The sequence below is a fragment of the Listeria grayi genome (assembly GCF_900638015.1).
Lineage (GTDB): Bacteria > Bacillota > Bacilli > Lactobacillales > Listeriaceae > Listeria > Listeria grayi.
Genome location: NZ_LR134483.1, coordinates 1,208,513 through 1,224,666, shown reverse-complemented (window position 1 = coordinate 1,224,666; position 16,154 = coordinate 1,208,513). Strand labels below are relative to the sequence as shown.

The following is a 16,154-nucleotide window of genomic DNA, read 5'->3' as shown; positions in this document are numbered from 1 at the left end:
CAATGCTTCCTAGAAATGTTCCTTTTCTTTGTCTATTCTATCGACATCTGCCAATAGCGATTTCACAAGAATAATTACGCACTTTATGTTAAAATAAAAACAGTTTGCAAAAGGAGACGAAAAAATTGATGACTACCAATCCCTTCCCATACAGCAAAGACAATAAACGCTACCATACTTGGAATTATTGTCTGCGCGAACATTTCGGTGAAAAGATCTTTAAAGTTTCATTAGACGGCGGTTTTGATTGTCCGAATCGTGACGGTACAGTTGCGAAAGGCGGTTGTACTTTCTGCAGCGTTGCCGGTTCAGGCGATTTTGCGGGCGATCGCGCGCTTGATTTAAAGACACAATTCGCAGTGGTACGCGATCAAATGCATCAAAAATGGAAAAAGGCGAGTTATATCGCTTACTTTCAAGCGTTTACTAATACGCATGCGCCAGTGAGCGAACTGCGAGAAAAATATGAACAAGTCATGAATGAGCCCGGCGTTGTCGGTTTGTCCATCGCCACTCGCCCCGATTGTCTGCCTGATGATGTGGTAGACTATTTGGCAGAATTAAATGAGCGTACTTATCTTTGGATCGAACTCGGCCTTCAGTCCGCTCATGATGAAACCGGGATCTTGATCAATCGGGCTCACGATTATGCGTGTTATTTAGAAGGTGTGCAAAAACTAAAAGCCCGCGGGATCCGTGTTTGCACGCATATCATCAATGGCCTACCAAAAGAAACGCCGGAAATGATGATGGAAACAGCACGTAAGGTCGTGGACAGTGGCGTAGATGGTATCAAGATCCATTTACTTCATCTATTAAAAGGAACACCGATGGTAAAAGATTATCAAAATGGTGATCTGACTTTTCTTTCAAAAGAAGCCTATGTCAGCTTGGTTGCAGATCAGTTGGAGATCCTCCCTCCCGAAATGGTCATTCATCGAATCACTGGAGACGGTGCGGTCGAAGATTTAATCGGACCAATCTGGAGTTTGAGTAAATTTGAAGTATTGAATGCGATCGATGCGGAACTCGTGCAGCGCGGCAGCTATCAAGGCGCTAAATATAAGCAAAAGGTGGAAAGCTGAGATGACATTATTACCCATTCTCCCTTTTGCACATGATCTTTTAAAAAAAGCAATTCGTCCGGGTGGTCAGGTCATTGATGGCACGTGTGGAAATGGCAATGATACCGTTCTGTTAGCCGAATTAGTTGGGGAAAATGGTCAAGTTTTTGCATTCGATATCCAATCGCAGGCGATCGAAGCGACCAGACAGAAATTGACTGAGCAAAATCTGCTGGCTCCCGTTACCTTGATCCAGGATTCGCACGACCAGATATCCGAGCACGTCAAAACACCCATCCAAGCTGCTATCTTCAACCTCGGTTATCTACCAGGCGGCGATAAACAAATCACGACGCGAGCTAGCTCTACAATTAAGAGTGTGGAACAGATTCTAGCGTTGCTCGAACCGAACGGCATTTTGATCATCGTGGTGTATCACGGTCATCCTGAAGGAAAAATCGAAAAAGAACAACTTGAAGCGTTCACTACCGAGCTACCTCAGCAGGAATTTCATGTGTTGCAGTATCGCTATGTAAATCAGAAAAATAACCCGCCCTATGTTTTAGTGATTGAAAAAAGAAAATAACCACCTCTTCCTTTTTCTGAAAACTGATCTTCTGTTTAGAAGGTCAGTTTTTTTTTCAAAAATATCGCTAACGGCTCTCCCTTCTTTGATAACGCTTACTAAAATTAAACTTAAAAAATCCAAACAATTATGTTGACTTTTACATAGAAAAAGTTAAAATAATAGTTACCCTAGAAATAATTACTACAGAAACTATTTATAAAATTAAAGAAAGGAGCACGCCATGAATAGCCCTGGGGAATTAATTCCAATCATCCGAAATGTTAGTCGCTTGGCAAAAATCGAATTTGCAAAAGTGTTAGCAGAGAAAAATTTGACATTGCCGCAATTTATTATCCTCAAAGAAATCAAAGCGAATCAAACAACCTATCCTGATGGAATTTCGCCTGCTGTTTTATCTGAAAAGACAAATGTATTGCGTTCGACGATCACCGGGATTTTAGATCGTTTGGAAAAAAGCGATCTGATCATTCGGAAAGATAACCCGCATGACCGCAGAGCGCAGTTGATCCGTACAACTAGCAAGTACGAAGAATTGTTTCAAGAAGTAACCAAACAAATGGATGAATTGACGGAACAATTGGTCTCGCCTCTTGATGAGACCCAATTGGAAAACTTGATCCATTCCGTAAAATTAATTGAGCAGTCGCTTATCGAAAAGCACTGTGCGCAAACTGAGGAAAAATAATCAACGAATAAAGGAGTAGAAATAATGAGTCGTTTAGTAAAAGGAATTATTTTAAATATCATCATCATCGTGGTGTTAGTTGGAGGCGGAGCACTTGGCTACTTCTACTATTACCAATCCACCAATTTTGTAAAAACAGATAACGCTATGATCGATGCCAAAGTCATCCCACTTAGTGCCTCTGCATCCGGTACGCTCAGCACTTATGACCTAACAGTCGGCAAACATATTTCCAAAGATGATACCATCGCAGAAATCACTACACAAGATGCTTCTGGAAAAGCCAAAAAAGTCCCTGTTAAAGCACCACAAGAAGGTACAGTCGTACAAGCCAATGATGTAGAAGATCAATTAGTACAACAAGGCGCTTCTATCGGCCAAGCATACAATAAAGATGACATGTACATCACAGCAAATATCGACGAAGCAAAAATCGAAAAAATTGAAAAAGGGCAAAAAGTAGACATCAAGATCGATGCTTTCGCAGATAAAGACTTTACTGGTCATATCGAAACGATCACCAATGCCACAGCTAGCTCTTTCTCCTTGCTTCCTTCTTCTAATTCTGATGCGAACTATACAAAAGTCGGTCAAGTCGTTCCGGTCAAAATCTCGATCGATAACGCGCAAGGCTTTGATCTTCGCCCAGGTATGAATGTTTCTGTCAAGGTACACATCTAATGAAGCAAATCGAATCTATACAGAAAGGTAGCTGAAAAAAATGACATTTATTTTGGTTTACTCTCTTGCTGCCTTAGCTTTTCTGATTGTTTTCAACTTACTTCTAAAGAAACGTTCGTCCAGAAACAATACCTTAAAAAACAGACCTAAGAAAACGAGGAAACCAGCTGCTGCTGAGAAAGATACTGCGCTGGCAAAAGAGGAAACGCTACAGCAAAATCAAACAGAAGAGCTGCTTCCTGCCGCTCCTTCTGAAGAACCAAAAGCACAAGCACCTAGCAAAAACAACAATTACCCCGATCATCTCGTCACCTTATTGATGGTTTTGATCTTGGGTGCCTTTGTTACTATTTTGAATCAAACCTTACTAAATAATGCCCTACCAAAAATCATGAACAGCTTCAATGTCACCACGAATACAGCGCAATGGCTTTCTACAGCCTATATGCTTGTAAATGGTGTCGTTATCCCTTTTAGTGCTTTCTTGATTGAAACGATCAGTTCACGTAAACTATTCATCTTTGCCATGAGTATGTTTGGGATCGGTACTTTGATCGCTGGGGTCGCACCTACATTCTCGATCCTATTGATCGGACGGATGGTTCAAGCAGTCGGTGCTGGTATCATCATGCCACTTATGACTACTTTATTCATGGTGCTTTTCCCACCAGAAAAACGTGGTTCCGTCATGGGGATCATGGGAGTCGCGATGATCTTCGCACCTGCGATCGGACCAACACTTTCCGGGTATATCGTTGAATATTCTACGTGGCGATTACTCTTCTGGGTCGTGCTTCCAATCGCGCTTTTAGATATTATTCTAGCGCTGATCTACTTTAAAGATGTTGGTGAAAGATCTTATCCGAAATTGGACGTATGGGGACTCATTTTCTCCACGATCGGTCTTAGTTCCCTACTTTACGGATTCAGTGAAGCTGGTAATGACGGCTGGACAAGCACTACCGTGGAAGTGACGATTGCCATTGGGGTTATCTTCCTAATCGCCTTCGTCGTCAGAGAATTCTTGACGGATCATCCGCTGCTCAATTTACGGGTCTTCAAGTTCCCGATTTTCACCCTTGCATCTGTGATCAATTTGATCGTGACGATGTCTTTATTCGCAAGTATGATCTTACTACCTGTTTACTTGCAAAACATCCGTGGTTTTACGCCAGTAGAATCCGGACTCTTGCTACTTCCAGGTGCGATCATCATGGGGATCATGTCCCCGATAGCCGGTGCCCTTTTTGATAAAGTCGGTGCCCGCCCGCTTGCGATCGTTGGCCTTTTGGTCATGATCTTTACGACATGGGAATTCGGGAATCTAACACTAGATGATTCCTTACTTTATATTGGAACATTATATACGATCCGCTCATTTGGTATCTCACTTGTTATGATGCCGATCATGACCGAAGCTCTTAACAGCGTACCACGTGAACTTTCGGCTCATGCTACAGCGACATTCAACACACTACGGCAAATCGCTGGTTCACTAGGAACAGCCATTCTTGTTACGGTAATGAGTACACGTACTAATGTTCACCGTGAGATTGCAAATAGTGTTTACACCACGAACAATATGCATTTTATGCAAAGTCTCCAAGAAAAAATCATGCACCTCATGCAAAGCATGGGTATCAGTGCACAAGAAGCGCAGCAAACCATCATCGGTCAAATCGTGACCTATGTTTCCCGTCATTCCGCTGTACAAGGCATCAACGACGCTTTCATCGTTGCTACCCTTGTTACGATTTTAGGATTGATCGTTTCTATCTTCTTATCACGTGCGAAGATCCCAGGTATTCATAAAACGTATGATGCTTCTAACGAAAGTAAATAAACAAAATCCCTCAATCATGATTGAGGGATTTTTTATAACTGATAATGCAGCCGGAATATTTTCGGATCCTCCTCCGCATAATCGATGCTGACCCATTTGCCCTGCTCAAACATGCTACGGTTTTTCGTTGCGGTCCAAACTTTTCTGGTCGCTTGATAAGTTTCTCCGTTTTTAAGTTTGAAAGTCACTGTCAGTTTTACTTTACGACTTGATTCACCGCGAGCACGGCTGATATCATTTCCTGATGTATGGCTTGAAAATTCACTGGCAGTTATTTCTGCATTAGTCTCGACCCAAGTAAGTTTGGACCGTTTAGCGCTACTGATCTGGATCAAGATAATTGCCGTGATCACAAAAACAATAAGTACAATCAAAAATCCTAGCAAATCTATTCACCTCATTTTAAAAAAACGCCCTCCGCAGGGAAATGCAGAGAGCGTTTATTTTTTTATTATTTACCAAAGTCATACTTATCTTCTACATAGATCGAATACCAGATCATGAAGATAACGACTGTCCAGATCTTACGGCTGTAATCAAATTTGCCAGCACAATGATCATCTAGCAATTGCAAGACATATTCCTTGTTGATCAAGTGGTCCGTGGCAGATTCGCGGATGATCGTTTTCACCCAGCTGTTCATTTCATCTTTCAGCCAATGACGGATCGGAACTGGGAAACCTAGCTTGCGGCGGTTCAGTACATGTTCCGGTACAAATGTTTCTGCAGCTTTTCTCAAGATATATTTCGTTGTTCCTTGGGTTGTTTTTAAGGATGCTGGAATTTTTGCTGCCACATCGAATACTTCTTTATCCAAGAATGGTACACGTACTTCTAGCGAATTGGCCATCGTCATACGGTCTGCTTTCAGCAAGATGTCGCCGCGCAACCATGTGTGAATATCGATGTACTGCATGCGTTCCACTGGATTGTAGCCCTCTGTTGCGGCATAAAATGGATCGGTGATGTTGGTATAATCATGGCCTTCTTGATATTTCGGCAACAAGATCCGTTTTTCTTTTTCGGTAAACATTTTAGCGTTTCCGATGTAGCGTTCTTCCATCGGCGTTGTTCCGCGTTCTAAGAAACTCTTTCCTCTCATTCCTTCTGGCATGATGCGGGAAACGCGGTTAAGCATTGTTTTCAGTGCTTTTGGCATTTTGTTAAAGCCGGCTAATGAATTGGGTTCATTATAAATATTATAACCGCCGAACAATTCGTCAGCACCTTCTCCCGACAATGCAACTTTAACTTGCTTGCGTGCTTCACGAGATAGGAAATAAAGCGGAATCGCAGCAGGGTCAGCCAATGGATCGTCCATGTGCCAAACGATTTTCGGCAATTCATCCATATATTCCTGTGGTGAGATCACGTAGCTGATATTTTCCACGCCTAATTTATCAGCCGTTTCTTTCGCAACATCGATCTCGCTGAAGCCGTCGCGTTCAAAACCGACAGAAAATGTCTTGATGGCTGGGTGGTATTCTTTGGCGATCGAGGCAATGATCGAAGAATCGATCCCGCCGGATAAAAATGAACCAACTGGTACATCAGAACGCATATGTACGTTGACAGAGTCATACAGCACATCGCGGATTTCTTTGATCAACGTTTGCTCAGCCGTATTCACGGGTGCAAAACTTGTTTGCCAGTATTTTGTGATCTGCATCGGTTCTCCGATTTTCTTCGTGAAATAATGACCTGGCAATAATTTTTTCACAGAAGTCGTCAATGTATCTGGTTCGGGAACAAATTGGAATGTCATATAATTTTGCAAAGAAACTTCGTCTAATGTTTGATTTTTCAGCGCATGCAAAATCGATTTCTTTTCAGAACCAACATACAGTTTGCCGTCTTCTTCTGCATAGAAAAATGGTTTGATCCCAAAATGATCGCGCGCACCATAAACTTGGTTTGTTTCTTTGTCCCAAATGACAAATCCAAACATACCGCGCAGGTGTTTTGCCGTTTCTTCTTTATGTTTAGCATACATTGCGATAATGACTTCTGTATCACTTTCTGTTTCAAAGTGCATACCCTCTTTTACCAATCCTTCACGTAGCTCTACATAATTATAGATCTCGCCATTGAAAATGATCCAATAACGTTCGTTTTCATAAGTAAGCGGCTGATGCCCGTTTTCTACATCTATAATACTCAATCGTCTAAATCCAAATTGGATATGTTCATCTGTATAATAGCCTTCGTCATCTGGACCACGATGAGTGATCATTTTATTCATTTCTCTAAATACGTCTTTTTCTTCGCCTGTAATCTCGGCGATGCGGTCATGCACGCATCCGATAAATCCACACATGCTCATTCTCCTCATCTTCATAATTCTTAAATCTAGTTATATCACAACGTCTATCATATCATAAAAAAGCGGTATTTGAATAGTGAAACAATGAATAGTTTTACAAGCAAAAATGTCCCTTGCCGGTCACTTGGCAAGAGACATTGAATCAAGCATTTTCTACTAAGGTACGCAAAGCATCTTTTTTATCGGTTTTTTCCCATGGTAAGTCGATATCCGCGCGGCCAAAGTGACCGAATGCAGCTGTTTGCTTGTAGATCGGTCGTCTTAGATCAAGCATTTGGATGATTCCTGCCGGACGTAAGTCGAATAATTGGTTCACCGCATCGATCAAAGCCTGTTCCGAATAGTTGCTTGTTCCATAAGTATCGATGGAGATACTCACTGGCTTAGCAACACCGATCGCATAAGCAAGCTGCACTTCTGCTTTGTCCGCCAAACCGCTGGCTACAATGTTTTTCGCTACATATCTAGCAGCGTATGCACCGGAACGGTCTACTTTGGTCGGATCCTTACCGGAAAACGCACCGCCGCCATGTCTTGCATAACCACCGTATGTATCTACGATAATTTTCCGGCCAGTCAACCCGGCATCCCCTTGTGGTCCGCCAATGACGAAACGGCCGGTTGGATTGATGAAGTATTTTGTATCTTCGTCTAATAAAGTTGGATCAATAACAGCACTGATCACATGTTCATGCAGATCTTTTGCGATTTGCGCTTGCTCGATGTCCGGATGGTGCTGCGTCGAGATAACGATGGTATCGACACGGCTAGGCTGATCATTTTCATCATATTCCACTGTAACTTGTGTTTTTGCATCTGGACGTAAATAATCGATTGTCCCATCTTTGCGCAATTCGGCGATTTTCCGTGATAAGCCATGTGCCAAGTAAATCGGCAGTGGCATTAACGTTTCTGTTTCATTCGTTGCAAAACCGAACATCAGCCCTTGGTCTCCAGCGCCGATCGATTCGATTGCTTCATCCTTTGTCAACCCTCGCGTTTCTAGTGCTTCATCCACACCTTGCGCGATATCTGGTGATTGTTCATCAATAGCTGTCAATACCGCACAGGTTTCTGCATCGAACCCGTATTTAGCACGTGTGTATCCGATCCCTTTGATCGTATCCCGTACGATTCTTGGGATGTCTACATAAACAGAAGTGGAGATTTCCCCTGCTACAAGCACAAGGCCAGTAGTAACTGTCGTTTCGCATGCAACTCGTGCATCTGGATCTTTCGCAATGATTGCATCTAAAATCGCGTCAGAGATCTGATCTGCGATTTTGTCTGGATGCCCATCAGAAACGGATTCTGATGTAAATAAGTGACGATTCTTTGCCAATTGTATTTCCTCCTTTAAATCTTACAAGGCGTCCGGGCTAAATAAAAACCTTTTCTCTAATATGGCCATAGGCGCACAGAGAAAAGGCAGAATTTGTATACCTTCGCTCTCATCGTTCAGGAAATCACTTTCCTGCAACAGGTTAGCACCTTACATCAATTTCATGTAGGTTGCTGGGCTTCAAAGGGCCAGTCCCTCTACCGCTCTGGATAAGATTAAATTTAATATTTGATTGTACTTCCACATCTTTAGAAGAATTCATGCGCTTCTTCAATCAGTGATAAAACTAATTATAAATTAAACTGTGGATAAAAGCAATATGAAAATCAAACAATGTTGGGTTCTTACAAGATTTTGATTTAAACAGCCGGAGTCGCCACTCCGATCGCATTTAAAAGCTCCATGATCTTGCCACGATACTTCGCCACAAAAGCATAGACGCGGTCGCCAAACCATTTTGCAAAAGGCAAATATAGTAGTAAAGACAGAATCGTTGTCAGTGGCAACTGCCAAAGGATCCTTCTGATCGCGCTGAAGCCACGCAGGACTTTTCCACTCGATGTCACTAGATGGATCTCTGATTCCAGTTCTTCTTGTGAAAACAGAACACCTTGATAGCGCTCTAGTTCGATCCATTCCAAATTTCGCAGCCAATCTAATTTTTTCGCCATATTTTTGGAAAGCCGGCAGAACCCGCAGTTTCCATCATACAAGACAATATCTTTCATCATAACCCCTCCTACTTTTCTTTTTCCGCTTATCATTAATTTAAACATATGGTATGATAGGAAAATAGAAATATAGTTCCGTTATCGAGCGTGGTAGTAGCAAGTCATTGCTTGAACGGAAACTGATTTTAATTTGGCAAGATGTATAAAGGAGTTTTTTTATGGATATTTTTCCTCTAGCAGGCATTATTTTTATTGGCTTTTTTGCAGTGATTTGTTTATTTGAATTTATTTTAAAATGGCGCTGGTTCAAATACTTGATCGTGACGCTCGCATTGATCGCAAGTGGCGTGATCTTTTTCTTCAGCTTTTACGGGGCTGGTTTAAGTCAAACCAAAATCGCGATCTCATTATTTTTAGCAACACTTGCAGCTTATATCTTTTCCCTGCTGCTCAGCCTGATCCACCTCTTTGTTCGGAGCGGCTCTAAGCCGAAAAAAGCAACCAAAGCATAAAATCTGAGCCCATTCTATGTAGAGTGGGCTTAGACTGAAGAAAAACACCATTTCAATCATTATCTTACTGTTTTCAGCTTGGTAAAAAATGATTAGATTCTAGGCAAAGCTGAGTACCGAAGCGGAGCGTACTTCTGTACGTGAGCACCGGAACGCAGGCTTTAACGACGAAGATGAGCCCATTCTGTGTAGAGTGGGCTCTTTATTGAAAGGAGATACAAGCATGCGAAGATACCAAAAACAGCTTTGGTTTTGCATCGTCTTTCTGGGAATTTTGCTGGTATTCTTTTTTTATTACAAAACTGCCCAGCCAAAACGAGCGCAAACTGATAAAACAGATAAAAAAATCTCCAATCTTATAAAACAAAAACATGTGAGTGGAACGCTTCTGCTTGCCGCTGATCACAAAGTCACCTCGATACATACTTATGGAGATGCGAATCATTCGACAAATAAGGCGAACCAAAAAGCGCAGCTCTATCCAATTGCCTCCTTGCAGAAATTATATACGGCGGTAATTGTCGGACAATTGATTGAAGAACACCGGCTTCGTTATGATAGCAAATTATCCGATTTTGTAAAAACTGCCCCTCAAGCTGATAAGGTCACTGTCGAGCAGTTACTGAGCCATACCTCAGGCTATTCCATGCCGGAAACCGCGCCAAGCACTCTATTGACTACCGAATCTACTGAATTGAGGAATGCAATCCAGCATACGACTTTTTCGGATAAACAGACGTATGCCTATTCTAATGTCAACTATACCTATTTAGCAGCGATCATTGCTGATTTAGAACAAAAAAGTTATCAAGCGGTCGTTCACAAGCGACTGCTCGATAAATGGCAACTCGCCCATACCCTTTTCTGGGATGAACTTCCTGCTACTGCCTTTCTCCCGAATGAGTACCGATATGATGAAGCAACCAAGCAAGAATATACACAGAAAGAACTGCAATATTCTCAGAAATTAATGAGTAGCCTGCTCGGTGCTGGTAATTTATACAGCAATGTCGAGGATCTCTGGCGTTTTCAAAGTTTGTTGACAACGAATAAACTGCTGACTGCGCAAACAACGAAAAAGATCTTGCTAGTTTCCGGATTTATGGATCCGGATACAGATAAGATCCGATTTAGCGGAAATATTTCGGCAGATGGACAACGAGGCGGCTTTGGTTCAGTCATCTACGGCGATCCGGACACAGGAAAATTTGTGATTTTCCTAGGTAATCAAACAGCTCATGCTAACTTGAATGATATCGCCGAAACGATTTATTCGTATACAAAATAAAAAAGACCGGAACTGTCCGGTCTTTTTATTTTACAGTTTGATAAGCAGCGGAAATCACTTGCGCTGATGCTTCTAGCGCTGCTGTTTCGCTCTCTTTTAAATGCATCGCTACGGAGTGAATAATTCCTTCTTTCCCAAGTAATGCCGGTTTGCCGATGTAGACGTCTAGTGCTTCATCGTAAACAGACAACGGGAAAACTTGTCTGGCGTCATTGAAAACTGCTGCTGTGAGCTTCGCTGCAATCGTAGCGATTCCAAAGTTGGTCCAACCTTTACCAAGCAGAATTTTCCAGCCACCACCCCGCACACTGTCTTTTAATGCTGGCAGGTCAAAGTCTTTCGCTTCTGGAAGCGATTGGATTGCTGTACCCGCCACGTTGACAGTTGACCAAGCGATAAATTGCGATTCGCCGTGTTCACCCAAAACATAGCCATCTACACTCTTGGGATTGATCGCAAGTGCTTCTCCGACAACACGTTTCATTCTCGCCGTATCCAAGGAAGTTCCTGTTCCAAAGACGCGGTCCTTTGGAAAATCGCTTTCCGCTTGAATCATCATCGTGATCACATCACATGGGTTTGTGATATTGATGATGATCCCTTTAAATCCGCTCGCAACGATTTTAGGAACGATTTCTTTAATGATTTTACTCGTTGCTTTTAATTCTTCCATTCGATCTTCATGAAGCAGATCTGATTGCCCAACAGCAATGACAATAACGTCTGCCGTGCGAAGTTCATGATAATCCTGTGTATGTATAGTGGTATGAAAAGCTGTCAGCGAAGCCATATCGCGTAGTTCGATCGCCTCGCTTTCTGCTTTTTCCTGATTCTTGTCTATTAAAACGATTTCATCACAAATGCCTTGCGTCACTACGGAAAAAGCAACTTCTGCTCCGACATGACCTACTCCGATAATTCCAAGTTTCCGCATGCCCTCGCCTCCTCTTTCTAATTACTTGAATTAAGTGTCATCAATTCATATTTAATAATCGTTTGGTTATTTTCCCAAATCAGTTTGCGTGCGATCCCTTGCCCATTTGTTTCCCCGTCTTTTGTTTTACGTACATCAACCGGGATGTCGATTGGATAGATCCGATATCCTGCTTTCGTCAATTCAAAAAAGTTATCATCTAATCGTTTTTCTTTTCCTTTTGTGACAATGATGGTATTGACTTCAAGTGGCATTCCCATCGCTCTCACCTCCATTACCTTTATCATAGCAAAAAATAACGCTGCTGCCTACCAATCTTTTTATTCCAGAATACCTTTTTCCAGCAAAAGTCTGACAGCAGCTTCAGCAATAAACTGCATTCCCGCATCCCGCATGAAAAAACTGTATTCCGGCTGTCTGATCAATTTCTGCAGTTCCCCGCCAAGCAGCAGCGGACCATTTGTTTCCAGGTAATTGGTTCGTTCTTCTAGGGTCGCTATCTCTGCACAGAACACACGCTTTGTAAACGTTCGCTCTTTTCCTTCTACTAAATAATCTGCCACAAAATAAAGCTCCTCTGCTCGGGCGCCTGTTTCTTCTAATAGCTCCCGATGAGCAGCCATGAGCGTTGTTTCACCGTGCTCGCCTTTCCCCCCCGGAAATTCGATTCCTCTGGTCTTGTGCATCGTAAAGAGAAATTTCCCTTGATAAACAGGGATCACTAAACAGTCGTCTGCTTCCTTTGTTTGTGCTTTTAGTGAGATCGTTACCTGATTGCGGAATTCATCTTGATATCTATACATGGATTCTTCTTCCTTTTCTTTTTCAAAATTTATGATAAGCTAGAACTAACATATCAAAGAGGTGACGATTTTGAAACATATCTTGATCGGAGCGATCCGGCTTTATCAAAAATATATCTCTCGTTTCACACCGCGGACTTGCCGCTTTTATCCAACTTGTTCTGCTTACAGTGTAGAAGCGATTCAAGAACATGGTGCCCTCAAGGGTTTGCTGCTTTCCATTATCCGAATTTCTAAATGCCATCCCTTTCATAAAGGCGGCATTGATTTTGTTCCTCAAAAAGGACAAGCCTGCTCGCATCATCATCATAAAAAAAGCTAGAAACGAAAAAAATTCGTCGCTAGCTTTTTTTGTGCATAGATTCTATCAGCCGATGACGCTGGACCTTATTGGATGCGGTGCGCGGCATCGTTTTGATAAAATAGAAAGCTTTCGGCACTTTATAGGAAGCAAGCTCCGTCTCGGCAAACTGCTTGATAGCTGCCTCTGCCGTTTCATCCCCTACAATAAAAGCAACTGGCACATGGCCCCACTGTTCGTCAGGTTTACCTACCACTGCAATTTCATGGATACTGGGATGGGCGCTCAGAATATGTTCGATCTCGGTCGGGTAGATATTTTCTCCGCCGGAAATAATCAAATCGCTACGCCGTTCTTGAATGTATAAAAAACCTTCTTCGTCAAGAAAGCCGATGTCGCCTGTCTTAAACCAACCATCTGTAAAAGCAGCTTCCGTAGCCGCTCGATTATTCAGATAGCCTGCCATGATGCTCGGCCCTTTCAGCAAGATCTCGCCGTCTGCTGCGATTTTCACCTCAGAAGGAAATAAAGCTTTCCCTGATGAACCGCGTTTCCGAGCTGCATCCTCTTTTGACAATGTCACGATCTGCGAAGCTGTCTCTGTCATCCCATAAGATTGGATCAAGGGAATATCATACTTCGCACATGCTTCCAGCAAAGTATCACTAACAGCACCACCGCCAAGTAAAACAGTTCGCAATCGAGACGAATATGCTTCCGAGCGAATAGCTAAAAGCCGCTGCAACATTGTTGTAACGACGGAAATCGTTGTAATTTCCCCATGTACGAGCAACTCATTGATCCGTCGCTCATCAAATTTTTCTTCCAAATAAACAGGGATCCCATAAATGACTGAACGCATAAGAATCGACAGACCGCTGATATGAAAAATCGGGACGGTACACAGCCAACTATCGGAATCAGAAATCCCTAAATTAAGGGCAGAAGCCATCGCACTCCAAAAATGATTCTGATAAGTCTGGATCACGCCTTTTGGATTTCCAGTTGTTCCGGAAGTGTACATAATCGAAGCAGGTCGCTCCATCTCAAAAACAGCCACCAATTCTGCAGCTTGTTCTGCCTGTAATTCAGAAAAGCGATAAAGAAATGGCACGGTTATTTTCTCGGCAAATTCATCAGCCGCTAGGACATATTTGGAATCACTTTGTTTGATCTGATAGGCAAGTTCCCGTGCAGTAAGCCGATTATTTAAGAAAACAGTTACTGCTCCCAACTGCTGTAGTGCGTGGATCAACATAAACGTAGCACGATCATTTTTCCCGATCAGCGCTACATAATCCTCTTTGCGGATACCGATCGCATATAAGCGGTCGGCATATTGACGTACAACCTGATAAACTTCATTAAATGTTTCACTTTTATTTTGAAAAACAAGCGCGGTCTTCTCTCCAGAAAGCCGCACTCGTTTTTCAAGCCAATTTGTTAGTTCCATTTAAGCCACCCCTAAATCAAGGGAATTTTGGAAATTGATCAAAATCAGGATCGCGTTTTTCTTTGAAAGCATCGCGTCCTTCTTTTGCTTCGTCCGTTGTGTAATAAAGCAAAGTTGCATCGCCGGCCAATTGTTGGATACCAGCCAAGCCGTCTGTATCTGCGTTGAAAGCAGCTTTGATAAAGCGCAGAGCAGTCGGACTTTTCTTCAACATTTCTTTTGCCCAGCTCACTGTTTCGTTTTCGAGTTCGGCAAGTGGAACAACGGTATTGATCCAGCCCATGTCAAGCGCTTCTTGAGCATTGTATTGACGACACATGAACCAAACTTCTTTTGCTTTTTTGTGTCCGATGACACGTGCTAGATAGCCAGAGCCGTAACCAGCATCAAAACTACCAACGTTTGGTCCAGTTTGTCCGAATTTCGCATTGTCTGCTGCGATCGTGATGTCACAAACCAATTGCAAGACGTTTCCGCCGCCGATCGACCAGCCAGCTACCATCGCGATCACTGGTTTCGGGATCACGCGGATCAAGCGTTGCAAGTCAAGGACGTTCAAGCGAGGGATTTGATCATCGCCAACATAGCCGCCGTGACCGCGAACTTTTTGGTCACCACCAGAACAGAATGCTTTTTCACCTTCTCCTGTTAAGATGATCACGCCAACATTCGTATTATCACGTGCTAAGTTGAAAGCATCGATCATTTCCATAACTGTTTTCGGGGTAAAAGCATTATGTACATGCGGTCGGTTGATAGTTACTTTCGCGATTCCTTCGTAGCTTTCATATTTGATTTCTTCATATTCTTTTTCTGTTTTCCATTGGATTGTCATGATAACTTTCCTCCTATTTGGTTCATTAACCAATTATTTATTGTCCATTGTACCACTTCTGGCTGTTCTAAGTAAGCAGCATGCCCAGCCCGCTCGATAATTGCGATCTCAGATATCGGCAACAATGTATGCATGTTTGCCGCGATCTGTTGGAATTTTTGATCGTATTCTCCGGTGATCAATAAAACAGGGAAAGTAAAGCGATGCAGTTTCTCCCAATAGCTTTCCTGTGCTCCCGTTCCCATCCCGATCAAGCTGTTTGCCAAACCAAGCGATTGCTGTTTAAGGCGTTCGCTCCGGACGGCTTTCTGCTTTTCTACTTCCAGCTGCTTTTGCGAGTCAAATAATGGCAGCTCTTGCCAGTAATCAACAAATTCTTCGATACCAGCTGTTTTGATCCAGGCAGCTAGCTTTTCATCACTTGCCCGGCGCTGTTCACGTTCTTCAGCAGTCGGCAAGCCAGGCGAGCTCCCCATAAGGACTAAGCCATTTACCATTTCTGGAAATCGGCTGGCAAAACTGATGGCTACCCGACCACCCATTGAATAGCCGATCAGTACCACTTGACGAATCGCTTTTTCCTGGAGAATCTGCCAGATATCAGCAATAACATTCTCCATGTGATAACGGCTGCTAGTCGCGGGCGAATCTGTTTTGCCATGTCCGATCATATCGAAACTTAGGCAATGATATGCTTCCGACCATGCTGACATCCATGCTGCATATGTTTTCGAACTTCCTGTGAAACCATGTAAAAACACTAATGTCGGTTTATTCGGAGATGACTCGCCTGTTTCCACTACATGATAGGCGACACCATTTATTTGCAA

Annotated in this window: 18 protein-coding genes and 1 riboswitch; of the genes, 8 read left to right on the top strand and 10 right to left on the bottom strand. The window is 42.7% G+C overall.

Annotated elements, in window-relative coordinates:
• The first annotated feature begins 125 nt into the window (after window positions 1-125).
• The 5 genes from EL241_RS05935 (at window position 126) to EL241_RS05915 (ending at window position 4,862) form a co-directional block, all read left to right on the top strand.
• Window positions 126-1,085 carry a tRNA modification radical SAM protein MnmL/YtqA gene (locus tag EL241_RS05935; protein WP_115345550.1) on the top strand — a complete coding sequence of 320 codons (960 nt, stop codon included), beginning with the start codon at window positions 126-128 and terminating at the stop codon, window positions 1,083-1,085.
• A gap of 1 nt (window position 1,086) precedes the next feature.
• The gene (locus tag EL241_RS05930; RefSeq protein ID WP_003756152.1) at window positions 1,087-1,650 is read left to right on the top strand and encodes a tRNA 5-(aminomethyl)-2-thiouridylate-methyltransferase MnmM; all 564 of its coding nucleotides are present in this window, start codon (window positions 1,087-1,089) and stop codon (window positions 1,648-1,650) included.
• 223 nt (window positions 1,651-1,873) lie between these two features.
• Complete coding sequence (locus tag EL241_RS05925) at window positions 1,874-2,338, top strand: MarR family winged helix-turn-helix transcriptional regulator (RefSeq protein ID WP_036104363.1); 465 nt, start codon at window positions 1,874-1,876, stop codon at window positions 2,336-2,338.
• Window positions 2,339-2,362: 24 nt separating this feature from the next.
• On the top strand, window positions 2,363-3,019 hold the full coding sequence (locus tag EL241_RS05920) for an HlyD family secretion protein (RefSeq protein ID WP_003756156.1): 657 nt from the start codon (window positions 2,363-2,365) through the stop codon (window positions 3,017-3,019).
• Window positions 3,020-3,059: 40 nt separating this feature from the next.
• The gene (locus tag EL241_RS05915) at window positions 3,060-4,862 is read left to right on the top strand and encodes a DHA2 family efflux MFS transporter permease subunit (protein ID WP_036104366.1); all 1,803 of its coding nucleotides are present in this window, start codon (window positions 3,060-3,062) and stop codon (window positions 4,860-4,862) included.
• 32 nt (window positions 4,863-4,894) lie between these two features.
• Here EL241_RS05915 and EL241_RS05910 read toward each other — a convergent pair whose 3' ends face one another.
• The 4 genes from EL241_RS05910 to EL241_RS05895 form a co-directional block, all read right to left on the bottom strand.
• Window positions 4,895-5,248 (bottom strand): DUF3592 domain-containing protein, encoded by a 354-nt coding sequence (locus EL241_RS05910; RefSeq protein WP_003756160.1) that lies wholly within the window; start codon window positions 5,246-5,248, stop codon window positions 4,895-4,897.
• Between the two features lie 65 nt (window positions 5,249-5,313).
• Window positions 5,314-7,179, bottom strand: coding sequence for an asparagine synthase (glutamine-hydrolyzing) (gene asnB, locus EL241_RS05905; RefSeq protein ID WP_036104368.1), 1,866 nt, complete (start codon window positions 7,177-7,179; stop codon window positions 5,314-5,316).
• Window positions 7,180-7,327: 148 nt separating this feature from the next.
• Entirely contained in the window at window positions 7,328-8,527 is a 1,200-nt protein-coding gene (gene metK / locus EL241_RS05900; protein ID WP_036104371.1) for a methionine adenosyltransferase, read from the bottom strand.
• Between the two features lie 106 nt (window positions 8,528-8,633).
• Window positions 8,634-8,743, bottom strand: a riboswitch (SAM riboswitch).
• 143 nt (window positions 8,744-8,886) lie between these two features.
• Window positions 8,887-9,258 (bottom strand): thiol-disulfide oxidoreductase DCC family protein, encoded by a 372-nt coding sequence (locus EL241_RS05895; RefSeq protein ID WP_159099825.1) that lies wholly within the window; start codon window positions 9,256-9,258, stop codon window positions 8,887-8,889.
• A 158-nt stretch (window positions 9,259-9,416) separates the two neighbouring features.
• Here EL241_RS05895 and EL241_RS05890 point away from each other — a divergent pair, with 158 nt between their 5' ends.
• Together EL241_RS05890 and EL241_RS05885 are read left to right on the top strand one after the other, a co-directional pair.
• Complete coding sequence (locus tag EL241_RS05890) at window positions 9,417-9,710, top strand: membrane protein (protein WP_036104372.1); 294 nt, start codon at window positions 9,417-9,419, stop codon at window positions 9,708-9,710.
• A gap of 223 nt (window positions 9,711-9,933) precedes the next feature.
• Window positions 9,934-10,998, top strand: a complete 1,065-nt coding sequence (locus tag EL241_RS05885; protein ID WP_036104375.1) for a serine hydrolase domain-containing protein — start codon at window positions 9,934-9,936, stop codon at window positions 10,996-10,998.
• A gap of 25 nt (window positions 10,999-11,023) precedes the next feature.
• Here the strand turns inward: EL241_RS05885 and EL241_RS05880 are convergent, their stop codons facing one another.
• Genes EL241_RS05880 through ytkD form a run of 3 tightly spaced genes read right to left on the bottom strand, consistent with a single transcriptional unit; the run spans window position 11,024 to window position 12,735 of the window.
• Complete coding sequence (locus EL241_RS05880) at window positions 11,024-11,932, bottom strand: L-lactate dehydrogenase (RefSeq protein WP_036104378.1); 909 nt, start codon at window positions 11,930-11,932, stop codon at window positions 11,024-11,026.
• Between the two features lie 17 nt (window positions 11,933-11,949).
• Entirely contained in the window at window positions 11,950-12,192 is a 243-nt protein-coding gene (locus EL241_RS05875; protein WP_036104382.1) for a DUF2584 domain-containing protein, read from the bottom strand.
• A 60-nt stretch (window positions 12,193-12,252) separates the two neighbouring features.
• Complete coding sequence (ytkD, locus tag EL241_RS05870; RefSeq protein ID WP_036104384.1) at window positions 12,253-12,735, bottom strand: RNA deprotection pyrophosphohydrolase; 483 nt, start codon at window positions 12,733-12,735, stop codon at window positions 12,253-12,255.
• A gap of 70 nt (window positions 12,736-12,805) precedes the next feature.
• Between ytkD and yidD the strand changes: the two genes are divergently transcribed.
• The gene (gene yidD, locus EL241_RS05865) at window positions 12,806-13,057 is read left to right on the top strand and encodes a membrane protein insertion efficiency factor YidD (protein ID WP_003756178.1); all 252 of its coding nucleotides are present in this window, start codon (window positions 12,806-12,808) and stop codon (window positions 13,055-13,057) included.
• A 19-nt stretch (window positions 13,058-13,076) separates the two neighbouring features.
• Here the strand turns inward: yidD and EL241_RS05860 are convergent, their stop codons facing one another.
• Genes EL241_RS05860 through menH form a run of 3 tightly spaced genes read right to left on the bottom strand, consistent with a single transcriptional unit; the run spans window position 13,077 to window position 16,154 of the window.
• Window positions 13,077-14,489, bottom strand: a complete 1,413-nt coding sequence (locus EL241_RS05860) for an o-succinylbenzoate--CoA ligase (RefSeq protein ID WP_003756180.1) — start codon at window positions 14,487-14,489, stop codon at window positions 13,077-13,079.
• A 16-nt stretch (window positions 14,490-14,505) separates the two neighbouring features.
• The gene (gene menB, locus EL241_RS05855) at window positions 14,506-15,324 is read right to left on the bottom strand and encodes a 1,4-dihydroxy-2-naphthoyl-CoA synthase (protein WP_126320417.1); all 819 of its coding nucleotides are present in this window, start codon (window positions 15,322-15,324) and stop codon (window positions 14,506-14,508) included.
• Window positions 15,321-16,154 carry a 2-succinyl-6-hydroxy-2,4-cyclohexadiene-1-carboxylate synthase gene (menH, locus tag EL241_RS05850; protein WP_036104389.1) on the bottom strand — a complete coding sequence of 278 codons (834 nt, stop codon included), beginning with the start codon at window positions 16,152-16,154 and terminating at the stop codon, window positions 15,321-15,323. Before menH ends, menB begins: the two co-directional genes overlap by 4 nt.